Origin of the sequence: Rouxiella sp. Mn2063, from assembly GCF_049319665.1 — a bacterium.
Classification (GTDB): domain Bacteria; phylum Pseudomonadota; class Gammaproteobacteria; order Enterobacterales; family Enterobacteriaceae; genus JBMOUD01.
In genome coordinates this window covers 33,146-57,142 of the sequence record NZ_JBMOUD010000012.1, presented here as the reverse complement: position 1 = coordinate 57,142, position 23,997 = coordinate 33,146, and the positions used below count along the sequence as shown (strand labels likewise).

The window sequence follows — 23,997 nt, the reverse complement described above, 5'->3', positions numbered from 1 at the left end:
TAGCCGTTCATAGAATAGGAGTCTGCTTAAAAATGGGTTTCCACTGGCGTTCCCATTTTTTGTCAGCCATCCTCGCCTGAAAATTGCTATGCTAGTAAATGATAACTATTTCATCTCTAAGGTAATGCCGTCGCATTATGGAAACGTGGAAACTTAATTTAATCGCCGCTTGGCTTGGCTGTTTTTTTACCGGCCTGGCAATGAGCGAAATCCTGCCCTTTCTCCCCTTATATGTCGAACAACTTGGCGTACGCGATCATCAGGCGCTGAGCTTATGGTCTGGGTTAATCTTTAGCGGCACGTTTCTGGTTTCTGCCATCGTTGCGCCTTTGTGGGGCAGTCTCGCTGACCGCAAAGGCCGCAAGCTAATGTTGATGCGCGCGGCGCTCGGTATGGCAATCGTGATGGTATTGCAAGGCTTTGCGACGAACGTCTGGCAGCTGTTTATCCTGCGGACGCTAATGGGGTTAACCTCCGGCTATATCCCCAATGCCATGGCGTTAATTGCCTCTCAAGTACCGCGAGATAAAAGCGGCTGGGCGCTGGGTACGCTCTCTACCGGGCAGGTTTGTGGCGTGATCCTTGGCCCACTGATCGGCGGGTTTATGGCCGACCACATTGGCCTGCGAATGGTGTTTTTCGTCACTGGTGGCCTGCTGTTTATCAGTTTCCTGATTTCCACATTCCTGGTAAAAGAACGCGTTATCCCCGTTACCAAGGCTAACCGCCTAAGTGGTAAAGCGGTATTCTCAACTCTGCCTTATCCCATGCTGACGTTAAGCCTGTTTGTCACCACGATGATGATTCAGCTGGCTAACGGCTCTATCAGTCCTATTCTGACGCTGTATATTCGCAACCTGTCCGAAAACACGAATAACCTAGCCTTTGTCAGCGGCGTGATTGCCGCCGTACCGGGTATTTCAGCTCTACTTTCCGCGCCGCGACTCGGCAAGTTAGGAGATAGAATTGGCGCCAATCGCGTGCTGATCGCCGCACTGGTATTCTGCTTTGTATTGTTCTGCTTGATGGCGACCATTCATACGCCTGTGCAGCTAGGTATATTACGCTTCTTACTCGGCTTTGGTGACGGCGCGTTAATGCCAGCGGTACAAGCGCTATTGGTAAAATATTGCAGCGAGAAGGTCACCGGCAGAATCTTCGGTTATAACCAATCGTTTATGTATATGGGTAACGTAGTAGGCCCGCTGATTGGTTCTGGTGTATCAGCAATGATGGGCTTCCGGTGGGTATTTCTCGTTACTGCGCTGATGGTGTTGCTCAACGCCGCCCAAGTCTGGTGGAGCTTCCGCCGCATTCCGGATAGGGGCAAAAAGACGCCGTAGCGTTTGCGGTTAATATTCTGAAGGCAATAAAAAAGGGAGCAATGGCTCCCTTTTTTCATCTGCATTCATGCTCTGGCTTAACGGCGGTTACCGAAAATACGCAGTAGCATCAAGAACAAGTTGATGAAATCAAGATACAGCGTCAACGCCCCAACGATGGAGTATTTGCGGAAGTTATCTTTATCATCAGGTGAAAGCTGCTCACCCATATTTTTCAGCTTTTGGGTGTCATACGCAGTCAAACCAACAAAGACCACCACACCGATATAAGTGACTGCCCACATCAGTGCCGTGCTTTTCAGCCAGATGTTGACGACCGATGCCAGCACAATACCAATTAACGCCATAAACAGCATGCTACCCATGCCGCTCAAATCACGTTTGGTGGTGTAACCGTACAGGCTCATTGCACCGAACATACCCGCAGCCACGACAAAGGTACCAGCGATAGATGATTGCGTGTAAAGAATGAAGATGCTGGCCATAGTCAACCCGGTCAGCGCGGAGTACAACATGAATAATGCAGTAGACACGGTGCCACTCAGGCGATTAACCATGCCGGAAATAACAAATACCAGTCCCAACTGCAAAATAACCAAACCAAAGAAAGTGATTTGACTAGAGAAAATAAAATTCATGATGGCTGGTGATTGCGAAGCATACCAGGCGACAAAAGCCGTCAGCAGCAAGCCGCAGGTCATCCAACCATAAACTTGGGCCATATAAGCCTGAATGCCGCTGTTTGCACGTTCAACAATCGAACCATTAGAGCGTGGATACCGATCCATGACAATTACCTCTTACATGGCAAGAAACAAAGCTGAAAATTCAGCCAACCTGTGACTAAGACTATCACAAAATAGCCTTATTGCGCGCGGAGAAAACCTAGACAACTGACTGGTTTAGGTCCAATTATACCCAAACATTAATCCCAGCGCCGCGCCGCTTCTTGATCGGAGATCCGCGCATCGACCCAGCGTTCACCCTGCTCTGTCGCTTCACGCTTCCAGAATGGCGCGCGAGTTTTCAGGTAATCCATAATAAATTCGCAGGCAGCAAACGCCGTACCGCGATGCGCACTGCTCACCCCGACGAATACAATCTCTTCGCCGGGATACAATGCGCCAACGCGGTGATAAACCGCCACCCGGTGCAAAATCCAGCGCTGACGAGCTTCGATAACAATCTCAGCCAACGCTTTTTCGGTCATTCCTGGATAGTGCTCCAGCGTCAACGCGCTGACATTATCACCCAAATTATGATTACGGACTTTACCGGTAAACGTGACGACCGCACCATCAGCGTCAGATTGCGCTAACCATTGGTATTCATCACCGACGCTAAACGCCGCGCTATCGACCACAATTCGCGTATCTTGCATCTTTTATCCCCCGGTGACCGGCGGGAAGAAAGCAACTTCATCCCCGTCCTGAATCTGATGAGAGAAGTCCACCAGCGTTTGGTTAACCGCTACCAGCAGCTTGTCAGGTTCAAGCGCCAGCGCCCAACGTTCGCCCCGCAGACAAAGCGATTCGCGCAGGGCTTCTACGTGAGAGAATGTCTCGGTCACTTGCAGGCTGTCAGTCCCGACCCATTCGCGTACCTGAGCAAAAAACAGAACATTAATCATCACGCCACCTTAAAGTCGCCGGACTTGCCGCCGCTTTTCTCTAACAAACGTACAGGCCCGATCACCATGTCTTTCTGTACCGCTTTGCACATGTCATAAATGGTCAACGCGGCAACCGAAGCGGCTGTCAACGCTTCCATCTCCACGCCAGTTTTACCGCTTAGCCTGCAACAAGTTTCGATACGAACCCGGTTATTTTCCGGCTCGGCATGCAGTTGCACTTCGACTTTGGTCAATAATAAAGGGTGACACAGTGGGATCAGATCCCAGGTTTTCTTAGCGGCCTGAATCCCCGCAATGCGCGCGGTGGCAAATACATCCCCTTTATGATGATTGCCTTGCACAATCATTTGCAACGTGTCGGCGTGCATACTGATAAAAGCTTCTGCCCGCGCTTCGCGTACCGTTTCGGCTTTGGCCGATACATCGACCATATGTGCATCGCCTGAGGCGTTAATATGAGTAAAGGTTGGCATAGTAGCTTATTTTTTGATGTGAAGGACCGGTTTTACATGAGGTATCTGTTTTACATGAGGTATAAAATTACAAGGGCCGGTACGGGCATCGAGCTGTGAGGCAATGATATGTTCCCATGCGGTAGTGCAGGCGCGAGTCGAGCCGGGCATAGCAAAAATAACCGTTTGATTAGCAAGTCCCGCTAGCGCACGCGACTGAATTGTCGAGGTGCCGATATCCTCAAAAGAAACCATGCGGAATAGTTCGCCAAACCCTTCAATTTCGCGGTCAAACAGCGGCTTAATGGCCTGCGGCGTATTATCGCCCGTAGTAAATCCTGTCCCGCCGTTGATCAATATTGCCTGAATTTGCTCGCTGGCTACCCACTGCGATACCACCGCTCTGATGTTGTACAGGTTATCGCGGATGATTTGACGCTCTACAACATGATGGCCTGCTTCCAAAGCCGCATCTCGTAGGTAGTCACCCGACGAATCATCCTGTTCAGTACGGCTATCAGATACCGTTAAAATAGCCAATGACAGCGGCTTAAATTCCTTACTGGCTTTGCTCATCCATTGCTCCTCACAACCAAATAATGTATCCGGCAGGTCGTGATTACCCGCCGATAAAAGAGAGATTCTGTGTGATGCCGGTATTGCCTTGATGCAAGAAATGCGTCTGTTTTTTGTAGGTCAAACCGCCTTGAATTCGGGCGATCAACGCATCCTGCTGTTGATCATCAGCAAGAAGCTCACGCAGCGGGATACCCTGCTCGCCAAACAGGCATAAATGCAGGTTGCCCAGCGCCGATACCCGCAGGCGGTTGCAGCTGGCACAGAAGTTTTTTTCATAAGGCATGATCAGGCCGATTTCGCCCAGATAATCTGGATGGGTGAATACCTGAGCCGGTCCGTCGCTGCGCCCTCTCTGCTGTAGCTGCCAGCCTTGTTGCACCAACTGCTGGCGGATCACCTCACCAGAAACATGGTGTTTACGGAATAGCTCACCGCCGTCCCCGGTTTCCATTAATTCGATAAAGCGTAGTTGAATCGGCCGGGATTTGATCCAATCGAGGAAGGTTTGCAGACTGGAATGGTTAACGTCGCGCATCAGCACGGCATTAACTTTTACTTTGCTAAAACCAGCGTCAAATGCCGCATCAATGCCGTTCATGACTTCACGGAATTTATCCTGTCCGGTAATGGCATGAAATTGGCGAGCATCAAGACTATCAACGCTGACATTGATGGCTGTCAGCCCTGCATCACGCCAGCTCGCCACATCGCGCGCCATTCGATAACCATTGGTGGTCACCGCAAGTTGGCGGATTTCAGGGTTTTCACGCACCGCGGCAATAATGTCGCAAAAGTCACGGCGCAGAGAGGGTTCCCCGCCGGTCAGGCGCACTTTCTCAGTGCCTAACGCGGCAAAAGCGCGGCTCACACGGCGGATTTCGTCGAGCGAAAGGAAACTTTTATTATTGTGTCCCTGCGGTTTATAGCCGTCAGGCAGACAATAGGTGCAACGAAAATTGCACACGTCAGTAATCGATAGGCGCAAGTAATAGAACTTGCGCGCAAATGCGTCGGTAAGTTGCTGCACCTTTAACACCTTTCCAAATACGGGAGATGCTGGCATTTCTACCAAGCACCCTGGTGGCATAAAGCCACGGCCAAGACACCTTATTGACGTAAACAACCACGACAACTTAGGTATCAGGGCTAGGAGTTCGACCACTGTCCGAATAACAAATCGACAATAATCACGGTTATTAGCGCCATTCTAACGCCGCAAAAAGGGGAATACCAAGGAGGATTTTCGTTATGCATTTTGATATATAACGATTTTTTCATTCTCATCTTTACGCACAAATAATAAAAAAGTGCATTAAATCAGCAGGCTTTTAGAAAAAATTTACCTTTAGGTTGAGATAACAAGTCCACAATAAATTAGGTAAACTCTTCGCAAAATCAATGATGCCCCCCGGCAATAGCACTTCAAAAGGATAATTATGCGCAATCGTACCCTGGCCGATCTCGACAGAGTTGTTGCACTCGGCGGTGGACACGGATTAGGTCGGGTAATGTCATCGCTCTCGTCTTTAGGCTCGCGCCTTACCGGCGTAGTCACGACCACTGATAATGGCGGATCAACGGGAAGAATTCGCCGCTCAGAAGGTGGCATAGCGTGGGGTGATATGCGCAATTGCCTCAATCAGTTGATTACCGAGCCAAGCGTGGCTTCAGCGATGTTTGAGTATCGTTTTAACGGGACAGGTGAACTTTCTGGCCATAATTTAGGCAACCTGATGCTCAGGGCATTGGACCATCTTAGCGTACGTCCTCTTGAAGCGATCAATTTGGTCCGCAGCCTGCTAAAAGTCGAAGCGATGTTAATCCCGATGTCAGAACATCCGGTAGATCTGGCCGCTATCGATGAGCACGGTAATCTGATCCACGGTGAAGTGCAGATAGATCAATTACCGCAAATCCCACGCCAGCTGATGCTGGAACCTCAGGTTGAAGCGACAAGAGAAGCACTAGAGGCGATTGAGGAAGCAGATCTTATTTTAATTGGACCAGGCAGCTTCTTCACTAGCCTGATGCCACTGCTATTAATGAAAGATCTCAGTATCGCTCTACGTCGTAGCCGCGCCCATCTGGTTTATATCGGCAATTTGGGCAAAGAACTCAGCCCAGCGGCCGCCTCACTCACTTTGCGAGATAAACTAGATATGATTGAACAGCAGATAGGTCGTCGGGCTATCGATGCAGCCATTGTTGGGCCAAGAGTACAAATTGGCGATGCGAGCGACAGGCTGATTATTCAATCACCGCTGGAAGCCTCTGATATCCCCTATCGTCACGACAGAGCGCTACTGCGTAAAGCGCTGGAAGAAGCCTTACAGCAAATGTGCTAAACGATTCAGTCTTGCTGCGGCTTTTTGGTCAACGGGTGATTGTGCCACGGACTGTCTGCCGCAGGCGTAGCCTGGCTGACTTTCGGCTTGCTGGGTTTCACCTCAGACAATGGCGTGCGGCGCTTGCTACGGGTCATATCCGGACGCAAATGCCCTTCCACAAAATCCAGATACAGCGTTTCAACCTCTTTGCGCGCCCAAGGAGTGCGACGCAAGAATTTCAGGCTAGACTTGATACTAGGGTCGCTCTTAAAGCAGTTGATATTGACCTGCGAGGCCAACGCCGACCAACCAAAGTTATCAACCAACGTGGTCAGTAAACTCTCCAACGTTACGCCGTGCAGCGGATCTTTAGATAAAGGTTTAGCGGGGGGTATCGTAGTCGTAGTCATCGTCATATCCTGAATTTTGCAGTCGCACACCTTAATCAGCTTTGCCCGACGGTACAAGGACTTTTATTGACTCTGCCATTGCTATCTCTGCACCATCGGTCATTCGGGATGAAGCCAGTTCACCTTCATGATATTATTTTAAAACTGCTGTCTGGACGACCAGGTAAAACAGCCACATCACTATAAGGGACGACCCTAAGAAGCATTTAAGGTAAAAATATGGCTTGGGTATATTTAGTGTTAGCCGGAATATTTGAAGTTGTCTGGGCAACGGCAATGAAGGAGTCTCACGGGTTTAGTCGCTTATTCCCCAGCATTATTACCATTGTTTTCATGCTGCTAAGCTTCGCGCTATTGGCAGTGTCGATGAAAACCTTGCCCTTAGGCACGTCTTATACTGTTTGGGTTGGAATTGGTGCCGTCGGCGCATTTATTCTCGGCGTGACTATGTTTGGCGAAAGCATGAACTTCCTACGCGTCCTGGCGGTTGTACTGATTATTTCAGGCGTAATATTGCTGAAAGTCGCGACCAAGAGTTAACGATATTTTATTTGCCCCTTCCGAACTCAATCTTCTAAAAGGCAACGGCGCGACTAAAATAGCGCCGTTACTGTTTTATCAATTCGCTCTCCAGGCTCTGCATCACGACATAGCAATAAATTGCGCGCGCAGTGATTGCAGTTCGTCGCGGGTGCGGGCGGCGTCTTCAAATTCAAGATTCTGCGCATGAGCGTACATTTTGCTCTCCAGCTCGCGAATTTTCTGATCCAACGCCTTAGGAGACAGCGCCTGAATCGTTGCTGAAGCTTCGGCATCTCGTTTATCTTTATTCTTTTTGGTCTTAGGCTGACCAAGTTGCAGAATATCCGTGACCTTTTTATTTAACCCTTGCGGCGTAATGCCATTTTCTAGGTTATAGGCTTCCTGCTTGGCACGACGGCGCTCGGTTTCATCAATGGCTTTTGCCATGGACTGGGTAATTTTGTCGCCGTAGAGAATCGCTTTACCGTTGAGATTACGTGCCGCACGACCGATGGTCTGGATCAAAGAGCGTTCAGAACGCAAGAACCCTTCTTTGTCCGCATCAAGGATCGCCACCAGAGACACCTCAGGCATGTCCAACCCTTCACGCAATAAGTTGATACCCACCAGCACGTCAAACTCGCCCAGACGCAGGTCACGAATGATTTCCATGCGCTCAACGGTATCAATGTCGGAGTGCAGATAGCGCACCTTCTCTCCATGCTCTTCAAGATATTCGGTAAGGTCTTCGGCCATGCGTTTAGTCAGCGTTGTCACCAAGACACGTTCGTTGATTTCAACACGTTTACGGATCTCCGAGAGCAGATCGTCAACCTGAGTAGCAACCGGGCGTACTTCGATCAATGGATCAAGCAAGCCAGTTGGCCGCACCACCTGATCGATAACGTCATCACCGGATTTTTCCAGCTCATATTTGCCCGGCGTTGCCGAAACATAAATACTTTGCGGGGCCAAGGCTTCAAATTCTTCGAAGCGCATTGGGCGGTTATCCAAAGCAGAGGGCAGACGGAAACCATATTCCACCAGCGTTTCTTTACGCGAACGGTCACCTTTATACATCCCACCAATTTGCGGAATAGTGACGTGAGATTCGTCGACAATCAGCAAACCGTCAGCCGGCAGATAGTCAAACAACGTCGGCGGTGGCTCACCTGGCCCGCGTCCTGAAAGATAGCGTGAGTAGTTTTCAATGCCCGAGCAGTAACCCAGCTCGTTCATCATTTCGAGATCAAACTGGGTACGCTGACTGATGCGCTGCTCTTCGAGCAATTTATTGTTGTCCAGCAGAACTTTACGGCGCTCAACCAGCTCGACTTTAATCTCTTCCATCGCCTGAACGATGCGTTCGCGCGGTGTCACATAGTGCGTCTTGGGATAAATAGTGAAACGCGGCACTTCATGTTCAACATGACCGGTCAGCGGGTCAAATAGCGACAACCGTTCAACTTCTTGATCAAAAAGCTCAATCCGCAATGCCAAATCATCCGACTCGGCTGGGAAAACATCGATCACTTCCCCCCGAACGCGGAAAGTACTGCGCTGGAAAGCCTGATCGTTGCGTGAATATTGCAGTTCCGCCAAACGACGCAAGATAGCGCGCTGGTCGATAATCATGCCCTTAGTCAAATGCAGCATCATCTTCAAATACAGTTCTGGGTCGCCCAAGCCGTAGATAGCCGATACCGACGCCACGACAATAACATCACGTCGCTCTAACAGGGCTTTGGTCGCGGATAAACGCATTTGTTCAATATGTTCGTTGACCGCCGCATCTTTCTCGATAAACGTATCAGAGCTCGGGACATAGGCTTCAGGCTGATAGTAATCGTAGTAAGAAACAAAATATTCAACGGCGTTTTCCGGGAAGAACTCTTTCATCTCACCATAGAGCTGTGCTGCCAGGGTTTTATTTGGCGCCAGCACCATTGTCGGGCGATTCAGATCGGCAATCACATTCGCGACAGTAAAGGTTTTCCCCGATCCCGTTACACCCAGCAAAGTTTGGTGCGCCAGACCGTTCTCGAGCCCTTCTTCCAAAAGCCGGATAGCCTCCGGCTGATCGCCTGAAGGTTTAAATGCGGAATGCAATTTGAATACTTTACTCATGACGGGCTACCTGATGAAGAAATGCTTAAGACCGGTGAGGAGGATTAGTATGGAATACTCCCGAAGGTTGTCAAATTTGACGACACCGCCGACTATCCTGAATAGATAACGGCTGTATGATACTGGATATAAAACCAGCTTCAAGCGCTGTTTATCGTATCTCTGCCCTTGCTTTGTTTATGCTGCACTTTTTTAGTTATACAACGCACGGCTTTTTTACCCAACGCGGCGCATTTATCCCCAGATTTTAACCGGTATTTTTTTACTGACATCAGACTGACGAAAATTTACACAATTGAGATGTGAATGTTTTACGAGGCTTGATTTTAAATAAATCATTGATAATTAATGAATTGTTTAAAAAGCCGAGAATGCGGACAAACTAAGCGCAACCCGCGTCCAGACTCGCTTGTAGCAACTTTTATGACACTCATACACATGGTTATCCACAGGAATAGTGGATAACTCACAGCACCCCGCCTGTAGCGCCAGTTAGCAAAAAACAGCATTTCGCATTTATCGCCCATTCAGATCGGTTTTTTAGTTATTTTTTTACACTTTTATTTCTTTATATATTCTGATTAAGACTAGATAAGCAATGCTTAAGCACTTGCAAAATACTAAATAAGCTCTACGCACTGCATAAAAAAACCGCAACACCATAAAACTTGCACCACGATCTGTAAACCTCAGCACTAGCAGTGTGCACCCTATTAACATTGCTATCAGCAATGATGAAGACTGGCGAGTTTTTCCTTTCGAGCACTGCCAGATACAGCCAGTTTCCCCTTAAAAACATCACTTTAGGAAATTCTTCCGAAAACTTGGCCCGAGACTTGCACAATCTATACTGAGAACCTTTATCCAATTTGCCAGATATTAACACTGTCACTAAAAAGTGGTGCTAACGATCCATTTTGTCGGCAGTGAAGCTGTTTTAAAGCCATAAAAGGTCACTTTTCATCATAATTTGCTACATAAGCTCTATTTATCGTCAATTGATGCTGTTCTAACCGATCATTGCTCGTGGGGTTTTATGCTGTCGATAGACAGTATGGAACGAATAAAACGGTGCCAGGTGGTGCCATGGATGAAGTTAAGCGTGTACGAGGTGTCATCATGCTAAGCGTCAAAGCAGTGAACCAATATTACGGTCAGAATCATACGCTGTGGGATATTGATTTAGAGTTGGTCCGCGGTCAGTGTAATTGCTTAATTGGGCGCAACGGCGTGGGAAAAACCACGCTAATCAACTGCATTATGGGTCATTTGCCGATAAAAAGTGGCAGCATGATATGGCAGTCGGCCAATGATGAACCACAAGACTTGATAAGTTTGCCAGTAGAAACCCGCGCGCAGATGGGCATTGGTTACGTACCACAAGGCAGGCAGATTTTCTCGCAGATGAGCGTCGATGAAAACTTGCAGATTGCCATGATGGCTGGACGTAACAAGACACGTCGTGTTCCCTCCCCCATTTATGACTTATTCCCGGCATTGAAGGAGATGGGGGCACGTAAAGCGGGGGAATTAGATGAAAGCCAGCAGCAACAGTTGGCGATAGGCCGTGCGCTAGTGCAAGAACCCGAGCTGTTGATCCTTGATGAGCCTACCGAACACACCAGCCCGGCAATGGAGGCGAATATGGGCAATATTATCCACCGGTTGAACCGCGATCTTGGTCTGACACTGCTGTTAGTCGGCCACAAACTGCCGTTTATCCGTACCGTTGCCGACCGCTTTTGGCTATTGGATCGCGGTCGCAACGTGGCGCAAGGTACCTTGGCGCAACTAGACGATAACTTGGTGAAAACCTATTTAAGCGTATAGATGAGCCAGATATTGGAGAGACAATCGGGCAAGGGCATATTTTAACTTTGCAACACGGCAAGGTCCAAATACTGCCCTAAATCTGCAAAATCCCCCGTTGGCACGCCTGCTGACAAATAAGGGATCTCACCCAGCATTGGGGCGTGTATCAGGCGTTTTAGCGTTTCAAGATAAGCCTGGTGATGCGTACCGGTTGGCTGTACGTCATTGGCAATCCATCCGGCCAGCGTCAAACCGGCTTGAGACACCGCCTGCGCGGTGAGCAGCGCATGGTTAATACAGCCCAGGCGCATGCCTACCACTAAAATCACCGGCAATTGCTCGCTAATAACCCAATCAGCAAAACTCTCATTTTCATTGAGCGGCGTAAACCAACCGCCCGCGCCTTCTACTACGACCCAATCGGCCAAAGGTTCTAACTCACGCAATCCCTGTGACAACTGTGGTAACGCAATAGGACGCTCTTCAAGCTGACTGACGATATGTGGCGAAGTCGGTTCAAGGAAAGTATAGGGATTCACCTGCTGGTAACTCAGTACCTGCGTGCTGTTCGCTTGCAACGCCAGCGCATCGCTATTACGGGGCCCTTCGGCGGTCATCTCACTGCCTGATGCCACAGGTTTATAGCCCGCGGTTGAATATCCCGCTAACGCGGCAGCTTGCAAAAAGGCGCTGGTCGCCACGGTTTTTCCCACTTCTGTGTCAGTACCGGTAATAAACCAACGCTTTGGGGTGACTAAATCGGCAACAGAAGTCTTATTCACAATAGATCACGCCATAAACTAAATGGTAGCTAAGCGGCAACATGTTCTGTTGGCGCACGTAGTGTTTATCGAGCAAGTTGATACGCTGACGGCCACCTAATCCACCGAGCCGCCCGCCTTTAAGATGGGTTGCACCAATGCCTTTGAGTGAATGCATCAACGACATCACATCAGGAAAGAGCATGGTACGCTGAGTAAACTGCACATGATGGTGATAAGGCGCACAGGCTTCAGCCACTTTGTCTGGAGTCAGGAAAGGGTTAACGTGCGGGCGCCCGTCGACTTTCATCCACGCCTTGGACAACTCATTTAGCGAGCCAGTAGCCAGTGTGGAAAACAGCACCACGCCACCAGGGCGCGTGACACGTTCCAATTCTTGCAGCGCACGCGGCAACGCGTTGCACCACTGTACTGCCAGGTTACTGAAGCTGATATCGACTGAATTATCTTCCAATGGCAAATATTCAATATCACCGTACTGATAATGGTCAGCGGAATCTTGCAGCCGTGCGGCTTCCAGCATGCCGTTCGATAAATCCAATGCGGTCACGTGGTGCCCTAACTCACGCCAGCGACGACTGAAGTAACCGGTGCCACATCCGGCATCTAATACCTGTTTGGCAGGGCCTGCGGCAAACTCAGCGGCTAACGCCAGTAAGGCTTCGCCACTTTCGCGTTGTAATTGGGCGGCGTTCTCATAACTTTTGGCGGCGCGGCTAAAAGCGTTAGCCACCGCTTGTTTATTCACTAATTCTGTAACTGCACCCATTAAGGGACTCCAGCAATAAATCGATATCTTCCGGCTGATGCGCGGCGGTCAGGGTGATACGTAGTCGAGCACTACCTTTGGGAACCGTCGGCGGCCGAATAGCGGTTACCCATAATCCCTGTGATCTCAGGTGCTGTGCCAACGCCAATGTGGGTTGATTTTCACCGACGATCAGCGGTTGGATGGCACTAGAAGATGCGCTTAACCCAAAAGAGAGCTGCGCAGCACCGGTGCGGAAACGGGCAATATTGGCAGCCAGTTTATCACGCAGAGCATCGCCTTGCTGAATGCATCGCAACGCCGCTTGTAATGTACAAACCTGTGCCGCAGGCATTGAGGTGCTGTAGATTAAATGACGGGCAAATTGCAACAGATAGTCGGCCGTTGCATCATCACAAAGTACCGCTGCCCCGCTACATCCAAAGGCTTTGCCAAAAGTCAGCACCAGTAATTCAGGTTTGATACCTTGTGCCCAGCAACTGCCACGCCCTTGCTCGCCAACCACTCCCACGCCGTGCGCATCATCAACCAACAGCCAGGCATTATTAGCCTGAGTAAGTTGATGTAATTCTGTCAACGGTGCGCCATCACCATCCATGCTGAAAACACCTTCAGTGACCGCTAAGGTTTCGCCACTAAAGGATCGCGCCAACATTTTGGCTAATGCATCTGGCTGATTGTGAGTAAAACGCCGCAAGATTGCCGGAGATTGTGCCGCCGCTTCCAGCAGCGAGGCGTGGCTGAGTTTATCAGCCAGCACCCGATCACCGCCCTGCAACATCGCCGTCAAAATAGCCTGATTTGCCGCAAAGCCAGAGATAAACAATAAGGCGCGCGGATACCCTTGCCATTCCGCCAACAGCTGCTCAAAGGTTTGATGTTCTCTGTTGTAACCGGTGACATGTCCTGACCCGCCCGTACCAACGCCATAACGCTGTGCGCCGCTCTGCCACGCCCTAATCAAACGTGGATCCTGGCTCAAGCCCAGATAGTCATTGCTTGAGAAGTTAAGGTAGCGGCGCTGCCCTTGGGTTAACCAGCGAGTACTACCGCCTTCGTTAACCTCGCGCACGCGAAAAGCAGCGGCTTGGTGGCGCAGCTCCAGCGCCTCGTGGATACGGGTTTGCCAACTCATACTAAGGCCTAGACCGCAGCATTATAAAATGCGTCGGTATCAGCGTGGAGTAACTGCTCCGCCAGCGCAGCTTGCTGTTGGTTATCGCCGAGCTCAGTTTCAAACTGTTGCGGATTCAAGCCCAGTTTACCGAACAAGATCAAATCTTTATCTTCAGCAGGATTCGGCGTAGTCAGCAATTTACAGCCGTAGAAAATAGAATTCGCACCGGCCATAAAGCACATTGCCTGAGTTTGTTCGCTCATCTGCTCACGCCCTGCTGACAGACGCACATAAGAACTCGGCATCATGATACGTGCTACCGCAATGGTACGGATGAAATCAAAAGGATCGACATCATCATTATCGGCCAATGGCGTGCCTTTCACTTTCACCAACATATTGATAGGCACGCTTTCCGGTGGCACCGGCAAGTTGGCTAATTGCATCAGCAATCCGGCGCGATCTTTTACCGTTTCGCCCAGACCAACAATGCCGCCGGAACAGACTTTAATGCCCGCACCACGCACTTCCTGCAGCGTGTCCAGACGCTCTTGATAGCTGCGTGTTGTAATGATGCTACCGTAAAATTCTGGCGAGGTATCAAGGTTGTGGTTATAGAAATCCAAACCAGCGCCCGCCAAACGTTGGGCCTGTGAAGAGTTTAGCGTACCGAGCGTCATGCACGTTTCCATACCCAGCGACTTCACGCCTTGCACCATCTGCTCAAGATATGGCATATCGCGATCGTGAGGGTTCTTCCATGCCGCGCCCATACAAAAACGTGTTGATCCTGCAGCCCGCGCTTGTCTAGCCGATTCCAATACTTGTTCTACTTCCATCAAGCGTTCAGATTCTAAGCCCGTTTTATAGCGTGCACTCTGTGGGCAGTATTTGCAGTCTTCCGGGCAGGCACCGGTTTTGATCGACAGCAGCGTGCTGACCTGCACCTGACGCGGGTCAAAATGCTCGCGATGAATTTGTTGTGCGGCAAACATCAGTTCAAGGAAAGGTTTATCGAATAAAGCCTGGGTTTGCTCAAGCGTCCAGTGGGTGCGGGTTGTCATCGCGACATCTCCAAAATAACGAGGGTTAAGTTTGGTGACAAAGCCGCCTTGTATATAGATACTCGGATTTAGTACGCCCAGGGCGCTCCAGCGGGCAAGCCGCTACGGCCCCAACGGCGAACTCTACCCATCGGCTTTGTCAGCAATCTGTGTTGACCAATATTTTTACCGCGCCTTTTTAGTTGATAAGAAGACGACGCGGCATGGCGTGGTAAATACGCACTGTAAACCATTTTTATTGCATTTTAGTTTACGGTCAACTTAAAATTAATTTTTTAGTTTACGGAGAGTTTCTCCGCAGGACCTGTTAATGACCCCCGCCGACCTTGAGTTTGACCAGCGCCATATCTGGCACCCTTACACATCTATGACCCATCCATTGCCTTGCTATCCAGTTGAATCAGCGCAAGGTGTTGAGCTGGTTCTGGCCGATGGCCGCAAATTGGTTGATGGCATGTCATCCTGGTGGGCAGCGATCCACGGCTATAATCATCCGCAGCTTAATCAGGCCGCTATTAGCCAGATAGGTAAGATGTCGCATGTCATGTTCGGCGGCATAACACATCCTTCGGCCATTGCGCTTGCGCGCCAATTGGTCGAGATGACGCCAGCGGGTTTGGAATGTGCTTTTCTGGCAGATTCTGGCTCGGTGGCGGTCGAAGTCGCCCTAAAAATGGCGATGCAATATTGGCAAGCGAAAGGCGAAAAACGTCAACGACTGCTGACCCTGCGCAATGGCTATCACGGCGATACCTTTGGTGCGATGGCAGTCTGCGACCCACAAAACTCCATGCACAGTTTGTATCAAGGTTATTTACCTGAACATCTGTTCGCCCCTGCTCCGCAAAGTCGTTTCGGCGATAATTGGGACGAGACAGATATCACTCCTTTCGCCGAGATGTTGCAACAGCATCACCGCGATATTGCCGCGGTGGTTTTAGAACCGATTGTGCAAGGTGCGGGCGGAATGCGTATCTATCATCCGACCTACCTGCAACGTGTACGGGCACTGTGCGATGAATATGGCGTGTTATTAATTGCCGATGAAATTGCTACCGGCTTCGGCCGCACGGGTAAACTCTTTGCTTGTGACCACGCCCAAATTAGCCCGGATATTATGTGTCTTGGGAAAGCGCTCACCGGTGGTTATATGACGTTATCCGCCACGCTAACCACGCGTCACGTTGCCAATACCATCAGTGACGGTGAAGCGGGTTGCTTTATGCACGGCCCAACCTTTATGGGCAACCCACTGGCGTGTGCCGTTGCCAGCGCTAGCCTGAGTTTACTGGCCGAAAATCGCTGGCAAGGACAAGTGGCAGCGATAGAAGCCCAGTTACGCGACGAGCTCATGGCGTTAAAAAGTCATCCCGCGGTTGCTGATGTACGAGTATTAGGGGCAATTGGCGTGGTGGAAATGCGCCAACCGGTCAACATGGCAACCTTACAAAAGCATTTCGTTGAACAAGGCGTGTGGATCAGGCCGTTTGGAAAATTAATCTATCTGATGCCGCCGTATATTATTAGCGCTGACCAACTTAGCCAGTTGACGGGGGCAATTAGTCGCGCCTTGAATTGATGATGATTAAGAACAACATGTCATCAAAATTGCTATTCAACTGATAATATATACCCAAAATAATTGAAGTTGCCTCAAGGCGGCAAGGGAACGCATCCCGATGAGCTTACGCGGGTAAGTGATTCGGGTAAGTGAGCGCAGCCAACACAGAAGCAACTTCAAGTATAACGGGTATACAAATATTATTGCACATCCATGAGGTATTCAAGATGAATACCTCATGGAATAAAAACGCCGGGCGCATCACTCAATATCAAATAAAAAATCAGGCTAAACTCTTAATTTAAAGATTATTGATAGCAGACCTCATTTTTAGTCATGCTATCCATGTAAAATAAACGCAACATTAGCAGTATTTCAAAAACAATACATACCCCCAAGAAACTTAAAAATGCAAATAGGTGGCAATTGAGAGCCCTCTCTGCAACTTGAAATATGACGGGTATAAATCATGGAGTAGCTTATGTCATGGACTTATGAAGTAACGACTGCGAAGTTCTATCTAAATGGGGAGTATCAATTTACCGCCGAGTATGCTGGTGCGGTAAATTATAAAAACGATCCAAAATTTGAGTGCGTAAAGAACAAAGGGCCGCTACCACGTGGCAGATATAGAATCGAACCGCCAACAGATATTGGCAGCACAGGGCCATATTCGTTACCACTAACCCCCTTAAATGTTGCGACTATGTGTAATCGTGACAGTTTCAGAATTCATGGGGATAGTATCAGAGATCCTGGTACCGCCTCTCAAGGCTGCATTATCGCAAACAAAAAACCTAGAGTAAAAATATGGGAGAGTGGAGACAGGGAGTTAATTGTCAGATGAAATTAAAACAACTTATCCTTGCCGGATATTTTTTCTGCTCGGCTACTTATGCTGTTGAACCTAATCCCTGCGTCGTGGTTGGCTCATCGGTTGAGATCCCGGTCTTTAACTTTATGGTTGAGTCTATGGGGATAAAAAAAGCGGATATCCTCGAAAGTAAAACAAAATTGGAATTACTTGAAAATACATTATTAACTCCAGTTTATTCAAATTATCTGGCAGAAAAATCCAAAGCAGAAGCAAAAGACAGCTGGCTAAGTTTAAAAGACTATCGAGAGATATTTTCTGATGGCAACCCCCGAAATCTCGTTATCAAATACACCTATGAGAATATTCACGGGAAACATAATATTTTTATCGGCTCTGCCATTGTTAATGACGATGAATGTTCTATTGATTTTAACGGCCAGATTATCGTGCAAAGAGAGTTTTAATCTGAGTTAGTTGGACTTGATTAACCGGCTGTCCGGCACGATGCGATGGCTGGTGCTGGCAAGGGTTTCTAGCCTTTCTCGGCTGAGGCGTGCCTGTTCGTTGAGGTAATCAAGCACGGTTTGTAATGCCGGTGCCGGGTTTTTCGGAGCCAGCAGTTGGTAGGATGCTCCGCTGGTGACACACAGGCTAAACGGGGTGATGACCCGACGGGCATTAAGATCATCTTCTATTAACGTTAAATCGCCTATCGCAATACCATAGCCTTGCAACGCTGAGTTCATCGCCTGTTCCAGCGTGTCAAAATGCTGCGATTTGCTCGAGGGTAGCTCCAGTACACCGGATTCACGTAGCCACAATATCCAATCGCGACGATCGCGGGTTGGATGCAGTAACGTTTGAGCATGCAAATCATCTACCACGATATGTCCCCCGCCCATCCCGGCTAATGTTGGTGCACAAACTGGCGTTAGCACCTCATCAAACAGATGTTGCGAGCGCTTGTAGCTGTCATTCTTCTCGGCAAAGACCACCGCAGCATCAAAGTGTTCACGCTCCAAATCAGCGCCATTTTGTATCGATGCCGTTAATTCAATCTGAATATCCGGGCGCTCGTTTTGTAATTGAATCACCCGCGGCAGCAGCCAACGCATGGAACAAGTTGGACACTTGATCCGCAACGTTTCTGGGTTGGATGCCGCGCGTTTAAGAGCATCGGCCATTTGCTCCATCGCCCGTTGAATTGGCGGCAAAAGCTGTGCACCACGCGGTGTAAGCATTAAGCCACGCGCTTGGCGTAAAAACAGGGGATAACCTAATTGCTCTTCAAGACCAGCTATCTGGCGGCTGACCGCGCCTTGCGTAATGTGTAATAACGCCGCGGCATGCGTCAGATTCAGAGTTTGCGCCACCACCACAAAGGTTTTCAGCAAATTGAGCGATAGCTGATTTAATGCGGCCAACGCCGCACGTTCGTTAGATAAAGAGGCACTTGGCAATGTCATCGCTCCGGCAAAAATAGGTTATCTCAGCCATTACCTGAGATCATGGCAAGTATGACAAACTTTCTATTGTGAGCACAATAAAAGTGATGCTTAATCACCCATATTACCTTCTTGTGACATTCGTATCGCCCGGCGTGCGGTCACTGCCTATTTTTGGCCATCGGCCTGTTTTCTGGAGTCTGTGATGAAAAGCGCCATGTCGCCACAATCGAAATTACCCGATGTCGGAACCACTATTTTTAGCGTCATCGGCCAGCTCAGTGCTGAGCATAATGCGCTCAACCTTTCGCAAGGCGCACCGAATTTCTCGTGCCAACCGTCATTAGTCGATGCGGTAACGCGTGCTATGCAAGCTGGTCATAACCAATATGCACCAATGAGCGGCGTAGCATCATTGCGTCATGCATTAGCCAGCAAGGTTGAAACCCTGTACGGCGGAAAATATGACGCTGATAGCGAAATCACCGTGATTGCCAGCGCCAGCGAAGGGCTTTATTCGGCCATTAGCGCATTAGTTCATCCCGGCGATGAGGTTATCTACTTTGAGCCATCTTTTGATAGTTACGCGCCCATCGTTCGCCTGCAAGGCGCAACGCCGGTGGCGATTGCGCTGTCACTTGAAGATTTCAGCATCGATTGGGACGAGGTCGCGAGCTGCATTAACAGCCGTACGCGGATGATCATCATTAATAGTCCGCACAATCCAACCGGCGCGATTTTCACCGATCACGATATCGAGCGCCTGACCGCGCTGACCGCTAATACCGATATCGTGATTTTATCGGATGAAGTATACGAACACGTGGTCTTTGATGGTGAACGCCACCACAGCATGGCCTGTCATCCTGCGCTGGCAGAACGTAGCGTGATAGTTTCTTCCTTTGGCAAGACCTATCACGTCACCGGCTGGCGTGTTGGATATTGCCTGGCACCAGCCGAGCTGATGGATGAAATTCGCAAGGTACATCAGTTTATGGTGTTCTCAGCTGATACACCGATGCAACTGGCCTTTACTGAAGCCTTAGCAGATCCCAATAGCTATTTGCATCTGGCCGATTTTTACCAACAAAAACGTGATTTACTGGCTAATGCGTTAAGCGAATCTCGCTTTGAGCTACTGCCAAGCCGTGGCAGCTTCTTTATGCTGGCACGCTTTAGTCACTTTAGTGAGTTAAGCGATGATGATTTCGTCCTTAGCCTAATTCGTGACCATAAAATCGCCACCATTCCGTTATCGGCTTTTTATAGCAATAACCAGCCAACCGGTCTGATTCGTCTAAGTTTTGCCAAAGATAATGACACTCTGTACGAAGGCGCTCGTCGTCTGTGCCGGGTTTAATCTCGTTGTCCCTATCGGGCAACAGTGCTTCGCGCTTATCCTCTTCAGGAGTGTTTACGATGAATAAATTAAAAACGATGTTGCTACTCGGCTGTGCCTTCGCCTCTTTCTCCACGTTGGCCGATAGCGCCACGCTGAAATACGGTCTGGAAGCGCAGTATCCACCTTTTGAATCTAAAAATGCTCAAGGCCAGCTGCAAGGCTTTGATATTGATGTTGGTAATGCCATTTGTGCCGCCGCTAGCCTCAAATGCCAATGGGTAGAAACCTCATTTGATGGCCTGATCCCAGCGCTGGAGTCACGTAAGTTTGATGCGATCAACTCGGCAATGAACGTTACCGAAAAACGCCGTCAGGCCATTGATTTTACCGATGTCATTTACCGTGTGCCGACCAAGCTGATTGCTAAAAAAGGCTCAGGTTTGTTGCCGACAGTAGACAGTCTGAAAGGCAAGCATATCGGCGTATTGCAAGGTTCAATTCAAGAAGCTTTCGCGATGGCGCACTGGGCACCTAAGGGCGTAGATGTGGTGTCTTATCAGGATCAGAACCAGGTTTATCTCGACTTGTCTTCCGGGCGTCTGGACGGAACTCTGGTGTTAGCGCCAGCAGGCCAAACCGGCTTCCTTGCCCGTCCTGATGGCAAAGATTATCAGTTTGTTGGCGACGCAGTACATGATGACAAAATTCTCGGCAGCGGCATCGCTTACGGCCTACGCAAAGGTGACACCGCCACCGCTGAGAAGCTCAATGCTGCCATTGCTAAAGTGAAACAAGAGGGCCTTATCAAGCAGTTGGCCAAAAAGTATTTCGGTGATATTGACGTTTCAGTCAAATAATACGCCCAGCCCGCTGGTCAACATAGACAGCGGGCAATCTATTAATAGTAAATATTTAACTTTCCTTCGCTCATTGTGTTCCTTTGCACTATTGATTAGCAGCCTATACTTATCGATTGACCCTGACGATCTGCCAAAATCGTTCGATAATGTTAAGGAGCTAACATGCCTCAAAATACCAGCCACAATCGTCGCCAGTTATTAGCCTCTCGCCCACATGGTGCACCGACGACAGAAAACTTTCGCTTAGAAACCACAGCGCTTCCCAAAGCATCGGACGGGCAATTATTGCTACGCACCGTCTACCTGTCGCTAGACCCTTATATGCGTGGGCGGATGAGCGACGCCCCTTCTTACTCTGCCCCAGTAGAATTAGGAGAGGTCATGACCGGTGGTGCCGTATCCAAAGTTGTGGAATCGCAACATGCTGATTTCAAACCAGGGGATTGGGTAGTCGCTAGTACCGGCTGGCAAGACTATTCAGCGGTGGATGCGAGGAATGTACAAAAATTACAGGGGGAAGCTTTAAAGCATCCTTCATTAGGATTGGGTGTCCTTGGTATGCCCGGTTTTACTGCTTTTATGGGGTTGCTGGATATCGGCCAGCCCAAAGCTGGGGAAACGGTAGTCGTCGCCGCGGCAACCGGCCCGGTGGGCTCACTGGTGGGTCAAATAGCTAAAATCAAAGGCTGTAAGGTGATTGGTATTGCCGGAGGGCCAGATAAATGTCGCTATGCCGTAGAACACTTTGGTTTTGACCGTTGTTTAGATCATCACAATGGCTTGCTTGCTGAGCAGTTAAAACACGCCTGCCCGGATGGCATTGATGTCTATTTTGAGAACGTCGGCGGCGCAGTGTTTGACGCAGTACTGCCGCTACTCAATACCAAAGCCAGAATCCCAGTATGTGGGTTGATATCACGCTATAACGCCACCAGCCTGCCGCAAGGGGAAGATCGCCTGCCGCTGCTGGCCGCCACCTTGCTAAGAAAACGTATTCGTATGCAAGGCTTTATTATTAGTCTTGATTATGCCCACCGCTATTCTGAATTTGCTCAACAAATGGGGGAATGGTTTGCCGCTGATAAGATCAAATTCCGCGAAGATATTGTCGATGGGCTAGAAAATGCCCCGCAGGCGTTTATCGGGCTGCTGGAAGGGAAAAACTTTGGCAAGTTAGTGGTTCGAGTCGGCAACGACCAGGATTAACCCCACATTTTTCTCAGTGATGAATAAATAAATGGCCGAGATCCTATAGAAGAAAATCTCTCTTACTCGGTTACACAGTTAGCAACATAAACGCTCGGCCATGCGTAATAGTTAGCAACTTAAAACAGTTAACAACGTGAGTCCTGCCAATTTTCATGATAAAACGCTAGCGCTTTTGGGCCAAAAGAGTGAGCCAGCGTTATCATCGATACGCATCGTGGTCAGTCTTTCTGACCACTTTTTTTGTGCTTTTCGCGCCAATTACCTATTATCTACGACCTAATGCATTGAGTGCGTGTCTGTGAGTGGCTTACCTTCCCCGATCCGCGTAGAAAATCTGAAAAAACCTTAATCAAGGAGACACAATCCTGTGAAAATTTCGACCCTGTCGCGAGCCTGCGCCATGTTGTCCGCCACGCTGGTGTTAGCCGCTTGTAGTCATAGCAACGTTGGCGTTTCTAGCCAGGTTGCGCCGGGGACTGCGGCATTACCTGTTTTAACTACCGATGAAGCCGCTCACTACACCGAGAAAACCTATTTTGCCTTCGGTGGCCCGTCCCAGCAAAGCTGGTATCCAAGTTTAGAGAAGGCCGGGGATAAACAAGCACAATATATTGTTGGCCCAAAAGGTACGCCGGGTGCGATGTATACCAGCGTGCAACAAGCGCTTAATGCTGCATTGCGTAAACATAACCATGGCGATCGCATCTTCATCAAGATCCTGCCTGGTACTTATAACGATGCCGTTTACATTCCGGCAGGCACGCCGCCGGTGACACTGTCCGGTACAGGCGATACGCCAGACCAGGTTGTACTGCAAGCCGGCCTGGAAGCAGCGACTACACCAGCGGCTTACCGCAACGCTATCAGCCAAAATGGTCAATTCTTACCGGGCGACCGCGCTTGGTATATGTTTAATCTCTGTGCGAAGCAAAACAGCGATACCATCGGCACAGATTGCAGCGCCACCGTGTGGTCACAATCTAACGATTTGCAGCTCGAGAACCTGACTATTGCAAATAGCTTGCAAGATAGCGTTGATGCTGGCGATCATTCCGCCGTTGCGCTGCGCACTGATGGCGATCGCGCGGTATTAGAAAATGTCCACGTTATTGGTCGTCAAAATACGTTGATGCTTAACACTGCCGATGCCAGCAATACTCCGGTAACCAACCGTTATAGCCGTGTGTACGTGCATAACAGCCTGATTGAAGGTGATGTGGATTACGTATTTGGTAAAGCTGATGCGGTGTTTGATCACGTTGAGTTCCACACTATTTCTAGCCGTGGCGTGAAACAAGCCTCTATTTTCGCACCAAACACGCCATCCAATGTTCCTTACGGTTTCTTGGTTATTAACAGCAACCTGACCGCGGATAAAGGCTTTACAGACAAAGATGCGAATAAAGCACAGCTGGGCCGTGCGTGGGATGCGGGCGTTGATAAAGACGGCTACGTTGCCAACCAAACCGCTAACAGCCAGTTAGTGATCCGCGATAGCCAAATTGATGGCAGCAGCTACAACTTGCTGCATCCATGGGGCAACGCCGCGTTCTCCGATCGTCCGTTTAGCGGCAATATCGGCGTAAATCGTGACCTGAACGACGCTAACTTTAACCGTCTGTGGCAATACAACAACGTCTTTACCGGTGAGAAATAATTTTACAGGTAAGACGCACTACTGAGCATCCTGCTCAGTAGTTCCCCCCTTCCCATTCCAGATATTTAGTCTGGAATGGGATAGCAGCAGAGACTGCAGTTGAGGAAATAAACAGCCCACAACCGCGGAGCCTCATAGCAATATCGAATTATCTCTAGTAATAAAAACG

At 49.2% G+C, this 23,997-nt stretch carries 24 protein-coding genes and 1 riboswitch; of the genes, 11 read left to right on the top strand and 13 right to left on the bottom strand.

Features of this window, described 5'->3' with window-relative positions; all coding sequences use genetic code 11:
* The first annotated feature begins 137 nt into the window (after window positions 1-137).
* Complete coding sequence (locus ACL9RG_RS16735; protein ID WP_422793765.1) at window positions 138-1,343, top strand: multidrug efflux MFS transporter; 1,206 nt, start codon at window positions 138-140, stop codon at window positions 1,341-1,343.
* Between the two features lie 77 nt (window positions 1,344-1,420).
* On the opposite strand, the gene ACL9RG_RS16730 is transcribed toward ACL9RG_RS16735, so the two are convergent.
* From ACL9RG_RS16730 to moaA, 6 genes are all read right to left on the bottom strand, one after another.
* Window positions 1,421-2,131, bottom strand: coding sequence for a Bax inhibitor-1/YccA family protein (locus ACL9RG_RS16730; RefSeq protein WP_422793764.1), 711 nt, complete (start codon window positions 2,129-2,131; stop codon window positions 1,421-1,423).
* A gap of 137 nt (window positions 2,132-2,268) precedes the next feature.
* On the bottom strand, window positions 2,269-2,724 hold the full coding sequence (gene moaE / locus ACL9RG_RS16725) for a molybdopterin synthase catalytic subunit MoaE (RefSeq protein ID WP_422793763.1): 456 nt from the start codon (window positions 2,722-2,724) through the stop codon (window positions 2,269-2,271).
* Window positions 2,725-2,727: 3 nt separating this feature from the next.
* Window positions 2,728-2,973: a molybdopterin synthase sulfur carrier subunit gene (gene moaD, locus ACL9RG_RS16720; protein ID WP_422793762.1), complete on the bottom strand. Its 246-nt coding sequence runs from the start codon at window positions 2,971-2,973 to the stop codon at window positions 2,728-2,730.
* Window positions 2,973-3,449: a cyclic pyranopterin monophosphate synthase MoaC gene (gene moaC / locus ACL9RG_RS16715; protein WP_422793761.1), complete on the bottom strand. Its 477-nt coding sequence runs from the start codon at window positions 3,447-3,449 to the stop codon at window positions 2,973-2,975. The genes moaD and moaC overlap by 1 nt, the downstream gene beginning before the upstream one ends.
* A 6-nt stretch (window positions 3,450-3,455) precedes the next feature.
* Window positions 3,456-4,004 carry a molybdenum cofactor biosynthesis protein B gene (gene moaB / locus ACL9RG_RS16710; protein ID WP_422793760.1) on the bottom strand — a complete coding sequence of 183 codons (549 nt, stop codon included), beginning with the start codon at window positions 4,002-4,004 and terminating at the stop codon, window positions 3,456-3,458.
* 43 nt (window positions 4,005-4,047) lie between these two features.
* A complete protein-coding gene (gene moaA / locus ACL9RG_RS16705) occupies window positions 4,048-5,034 on the bottom strand; it encodes a GTP 3',8-cyclase MoaA (RefSeq protein ID WP_422793759.1) in 987 nt (328 codons plus the stop codon).
* Window positions 5,025-5,172: riboswitch (molybdenum cofactor riboswitch) on the bottom strand. It overlaps the preceding gene by 10 nt.
* Before the next feature lie 271 nt (window positions 5,173-5,443).
* Between moaA and yvcK the strand changes: the two genes are divergently transcribed.
* Window positions 5,444-6,352 (top strand): uridine diphosphate-N-acetylglucosamine-binding protein YvcK, encoded by a 909-nt coding sequence (gene yvcK / locus ACL9RG_RS16700; protein WP_422793758.1) that lies wholly within the window; start codon window positions 5,444-5,446, stop codon window positions 6,350-6,352.
* 5 nt (window positions 6,353-6,357) lie between these two features.
* Here the strand turns inward: yvcK and ACL9RG_RS16695 are convergent, their stop codons facing one another.
* A complete protein-coding gene (locus tag ACL9RG_RS16695) occupies window positions 6,358-6,744 on the bottom strand; it encodes a VF530 family DNA-binding protein (RefSeq protein ID WP_422793757.1) in 387 nt (128 codons plus the stop codon).
* 219 nt (window positions 6,745-6,963) lie between these two features.
* Between ACL9RG_RS16695 and sugE the strand changes: the two genes are divergently transcribed.
* Entirely contained in the window at window positions 6,964-7,284 is a 321-nt protein-coding gene (gene sugE, locus ACL9RG_RS16690) for a quaternary ammonium compound efflux SMR transporter SugE (protein ID WP_422793756.1), read from the top strand.
* A 102-nt stretch (window positions 7,285-7,386) separates the two neighbouring features.
* Here the strand turns inward: sugE and uvrB are convergent, their stop codons facing one another.
* A complete protein-coding gene (gene uvrB / locus ACL9RG_RS16685) occupies window positions 7,387-9,393 on the bottom strand; it encodes an excinuclease ABC subunit UvrB (protein WP_422793755.1) in 2,007 nt (668 codons plus the stop codon).
* A gap of 1,119 nt (window positions 9,394-10,512) precedes the next feature.
* Here uvrB and ACL9RG_RS16680 point away from each other — a divergent pair.
* A complete protein-coding gene (locus tag ACL9RG_RS16680) occupies window positions 10,513-11,223 on the top strand; it encodes an ABC transporter ATP-binding protein (protein WP_422793832.1) in 711 nt (236 codons plus the stop codon).
* A 41-nt stretch (window positions 11,224-11,264) separates the two neighbouring features.
* On the opposite strand, the gene bioD is transcribed toward ACL9RG_RS16680, so the two are convergent.
* The 4 genes from bioD to bioB are packed head-to-tail and all read right to left on the bottom strand — an operon-like array spanning window position 11,265 to window position 14,937.
* Complete coding sequence (bioD, locus tag ACL9RG_RS16675) at window positions 11,265-11,987, bottom strand: dethiobiotin synthase (RefSeq protein ID WP_422793754.1); 723 nt, start codon at window positions 11,985-11,987, stop codon at window positions 11,265-11,267.
* Window positions 11,980-12,756, bottom strand: a complete 777-nt coding sequence (gene bioC / locus ACL9RG_RS16670) for a malonyl-ACP O-methyltransferase BioC (RefSeq protein WP_422793753.1) — start codon at window positions 12,754-12,756, stop codon at window positions 11,980-11,982. The genes bioD and bioC overlap by 8 nt, the downstream gene beginning before the upstream one ends.
* Window positions 12,728-13,891, bottom strand: a complete 1,164-nt coding sequence (gene bioF, locus ACL9RG_RS16665) for an 8-amino-7-oxononanoate synthase (protein WP_422793752.1) — start codon at window positions 13,889-13,891, stop codon at window positions 12,728-12,730. The genes bioC and bioF overlap by 29 nt, the downstream gene beginning before the upstream one ends.
* Before the next feature lie 8 nt (window positions 13,892-13,899).
* Complete coding sequence (gene bioB / locus ACL9RG_RS16660) at window positions 13,900-14,937, bottom strand: biotin synthase BioB (protein ID WP_422793751.1); 1,038 nt, start codon at window positions 14,935-14,937, stop codon at window positions 13,900-13,902.
* Between the two features lie 310 nt (window positions 14,938-15,247).
* Between bioB and bioA the strand changes: the two genes are divergently transcribed.
* The 3 genes from bioA to ACL9RG_RS16645 all read left to right on the top strand — a co-directional run bounded on the left by bioA (window position 15,248) and on the right by ACL9RG_RS16645 (window position 17,779).
* Window positions 15,248-16,516, top strand: coding sequence for an adenosylmethionine--8-amino-7-oxononanoate transaminase (gene bioA, locus ACL9RG_RS16655; protein WP_422793750.1), 1,269 nt, complete (start codon window positions 15,248-15,250; stop codon window positions 16,514-16,516).
* Window positions 16,517-16,979: 463 nt separating this feature from the next.
* Complete coding sequence (locus tag ACL9RG_RS16650) at window positions 16,980-17,345, top strand: tlde1 domain-containing protein (protein WP_422793749.1); 366 nt, start codon at window positions 16,980-16,982, stop codon at window positions 17,343-17,345.
* The gene (locus ACL9RG_RS16645; protein ID WP_422793748.1) at window positions 17,342-17,779 is read left to right on the top strand and encodes a hypothetical protein; all 438 of its coding nucleotides are present in this window, start codon (window positions 17,342-17,344) and stop codon (window positions 17,777-17,779) included. Before ACL9RG_RS16650 ends, ACL9RG_RS16645 begins: the two co-directional genes overlap by 4 nt.
* A 6-nt stretch (window positions 17,780-17,785) precedes the next feature.
* On the opposite strand, the gene ACL9RG_RS16640 is transcribed toward ACL9RG_RS16645, so the two are convergent.
* Entirely contained in the window at window positions 17,786-18,781 is a 996-nt protein-coding gene (locus tag ACL9RG_RS16640; protein ID WP_422793747.1) for a LysR substrate-binding domain-containing protein, read from the bottom strand.
* Between the two features lie 184 nt (window positions 18,782-18,965).
* Between ACL9RG_RS16640 and ACL9RG_RS16635 the strand changes: the two genes are divergently transcribed.
* The 4 genes from ACL9RG_RS16635 to ACL9RG_RS16620 all read left to right on the top strand — a co-directional run bounded on the left by ACL9RG_RS16635 (window position 18,966) and on the right by ACL9RG_RS16620 (window position 23,828).
* The gene (locus ACL9RG_RS16635) at window positions 18,966-20,120 is read left to right on the top strand and encodes a methionine aminotransferase (RefSeq protein ID WP_422793746.1); all 1,155 of its coding nucleotides are present in this window, start codon (window positions 18,966-18,968) and stop codon (window positions 20,118-20,120) included.
* Window positions 20,121-20,179: 59 nt separating this feature from the next.
* On the top strand, window positions 20,180-20,959 hold the full coding sequence (locus tag ACL9RG_RS16630; RefSeq protein ID WP_422793745.1) for an ABC transporter substrate-binding protein: 780 nt from the start codon (window positions 20,180-20,182) through the stop codon (window positions 20,957-20,959).
* A gap of 165 nt (window positions 20,960-21,124) precedes the next feature.
* Window positions 21,125-22,168, top strand: a complete 1,044-nt coding sequence (locus ACL9RG_RS16625) for an NADP-dependent oxidoreductase (protein ID WP_422793743.1) — start codon at window positions 21,125-21,127, stop codon at window positions 22,166-22,168.
* A 370-nt stretch (window positions 22,169-22,538) separates the two neighbouring features.
* Window positions 22,539-23,828, top strand: a complete 1,290-nt coding sequence (locus ACL9RG_RS16620; protein WP_422793742.1) for a putative acyl-CoA thioester hydrolase — start codon at window positions 22,539-22,541, stop codon at window positions 23,826-23,828.
* Window positions 23,829-23,997 lie beyond the last annotated feature (169 nt).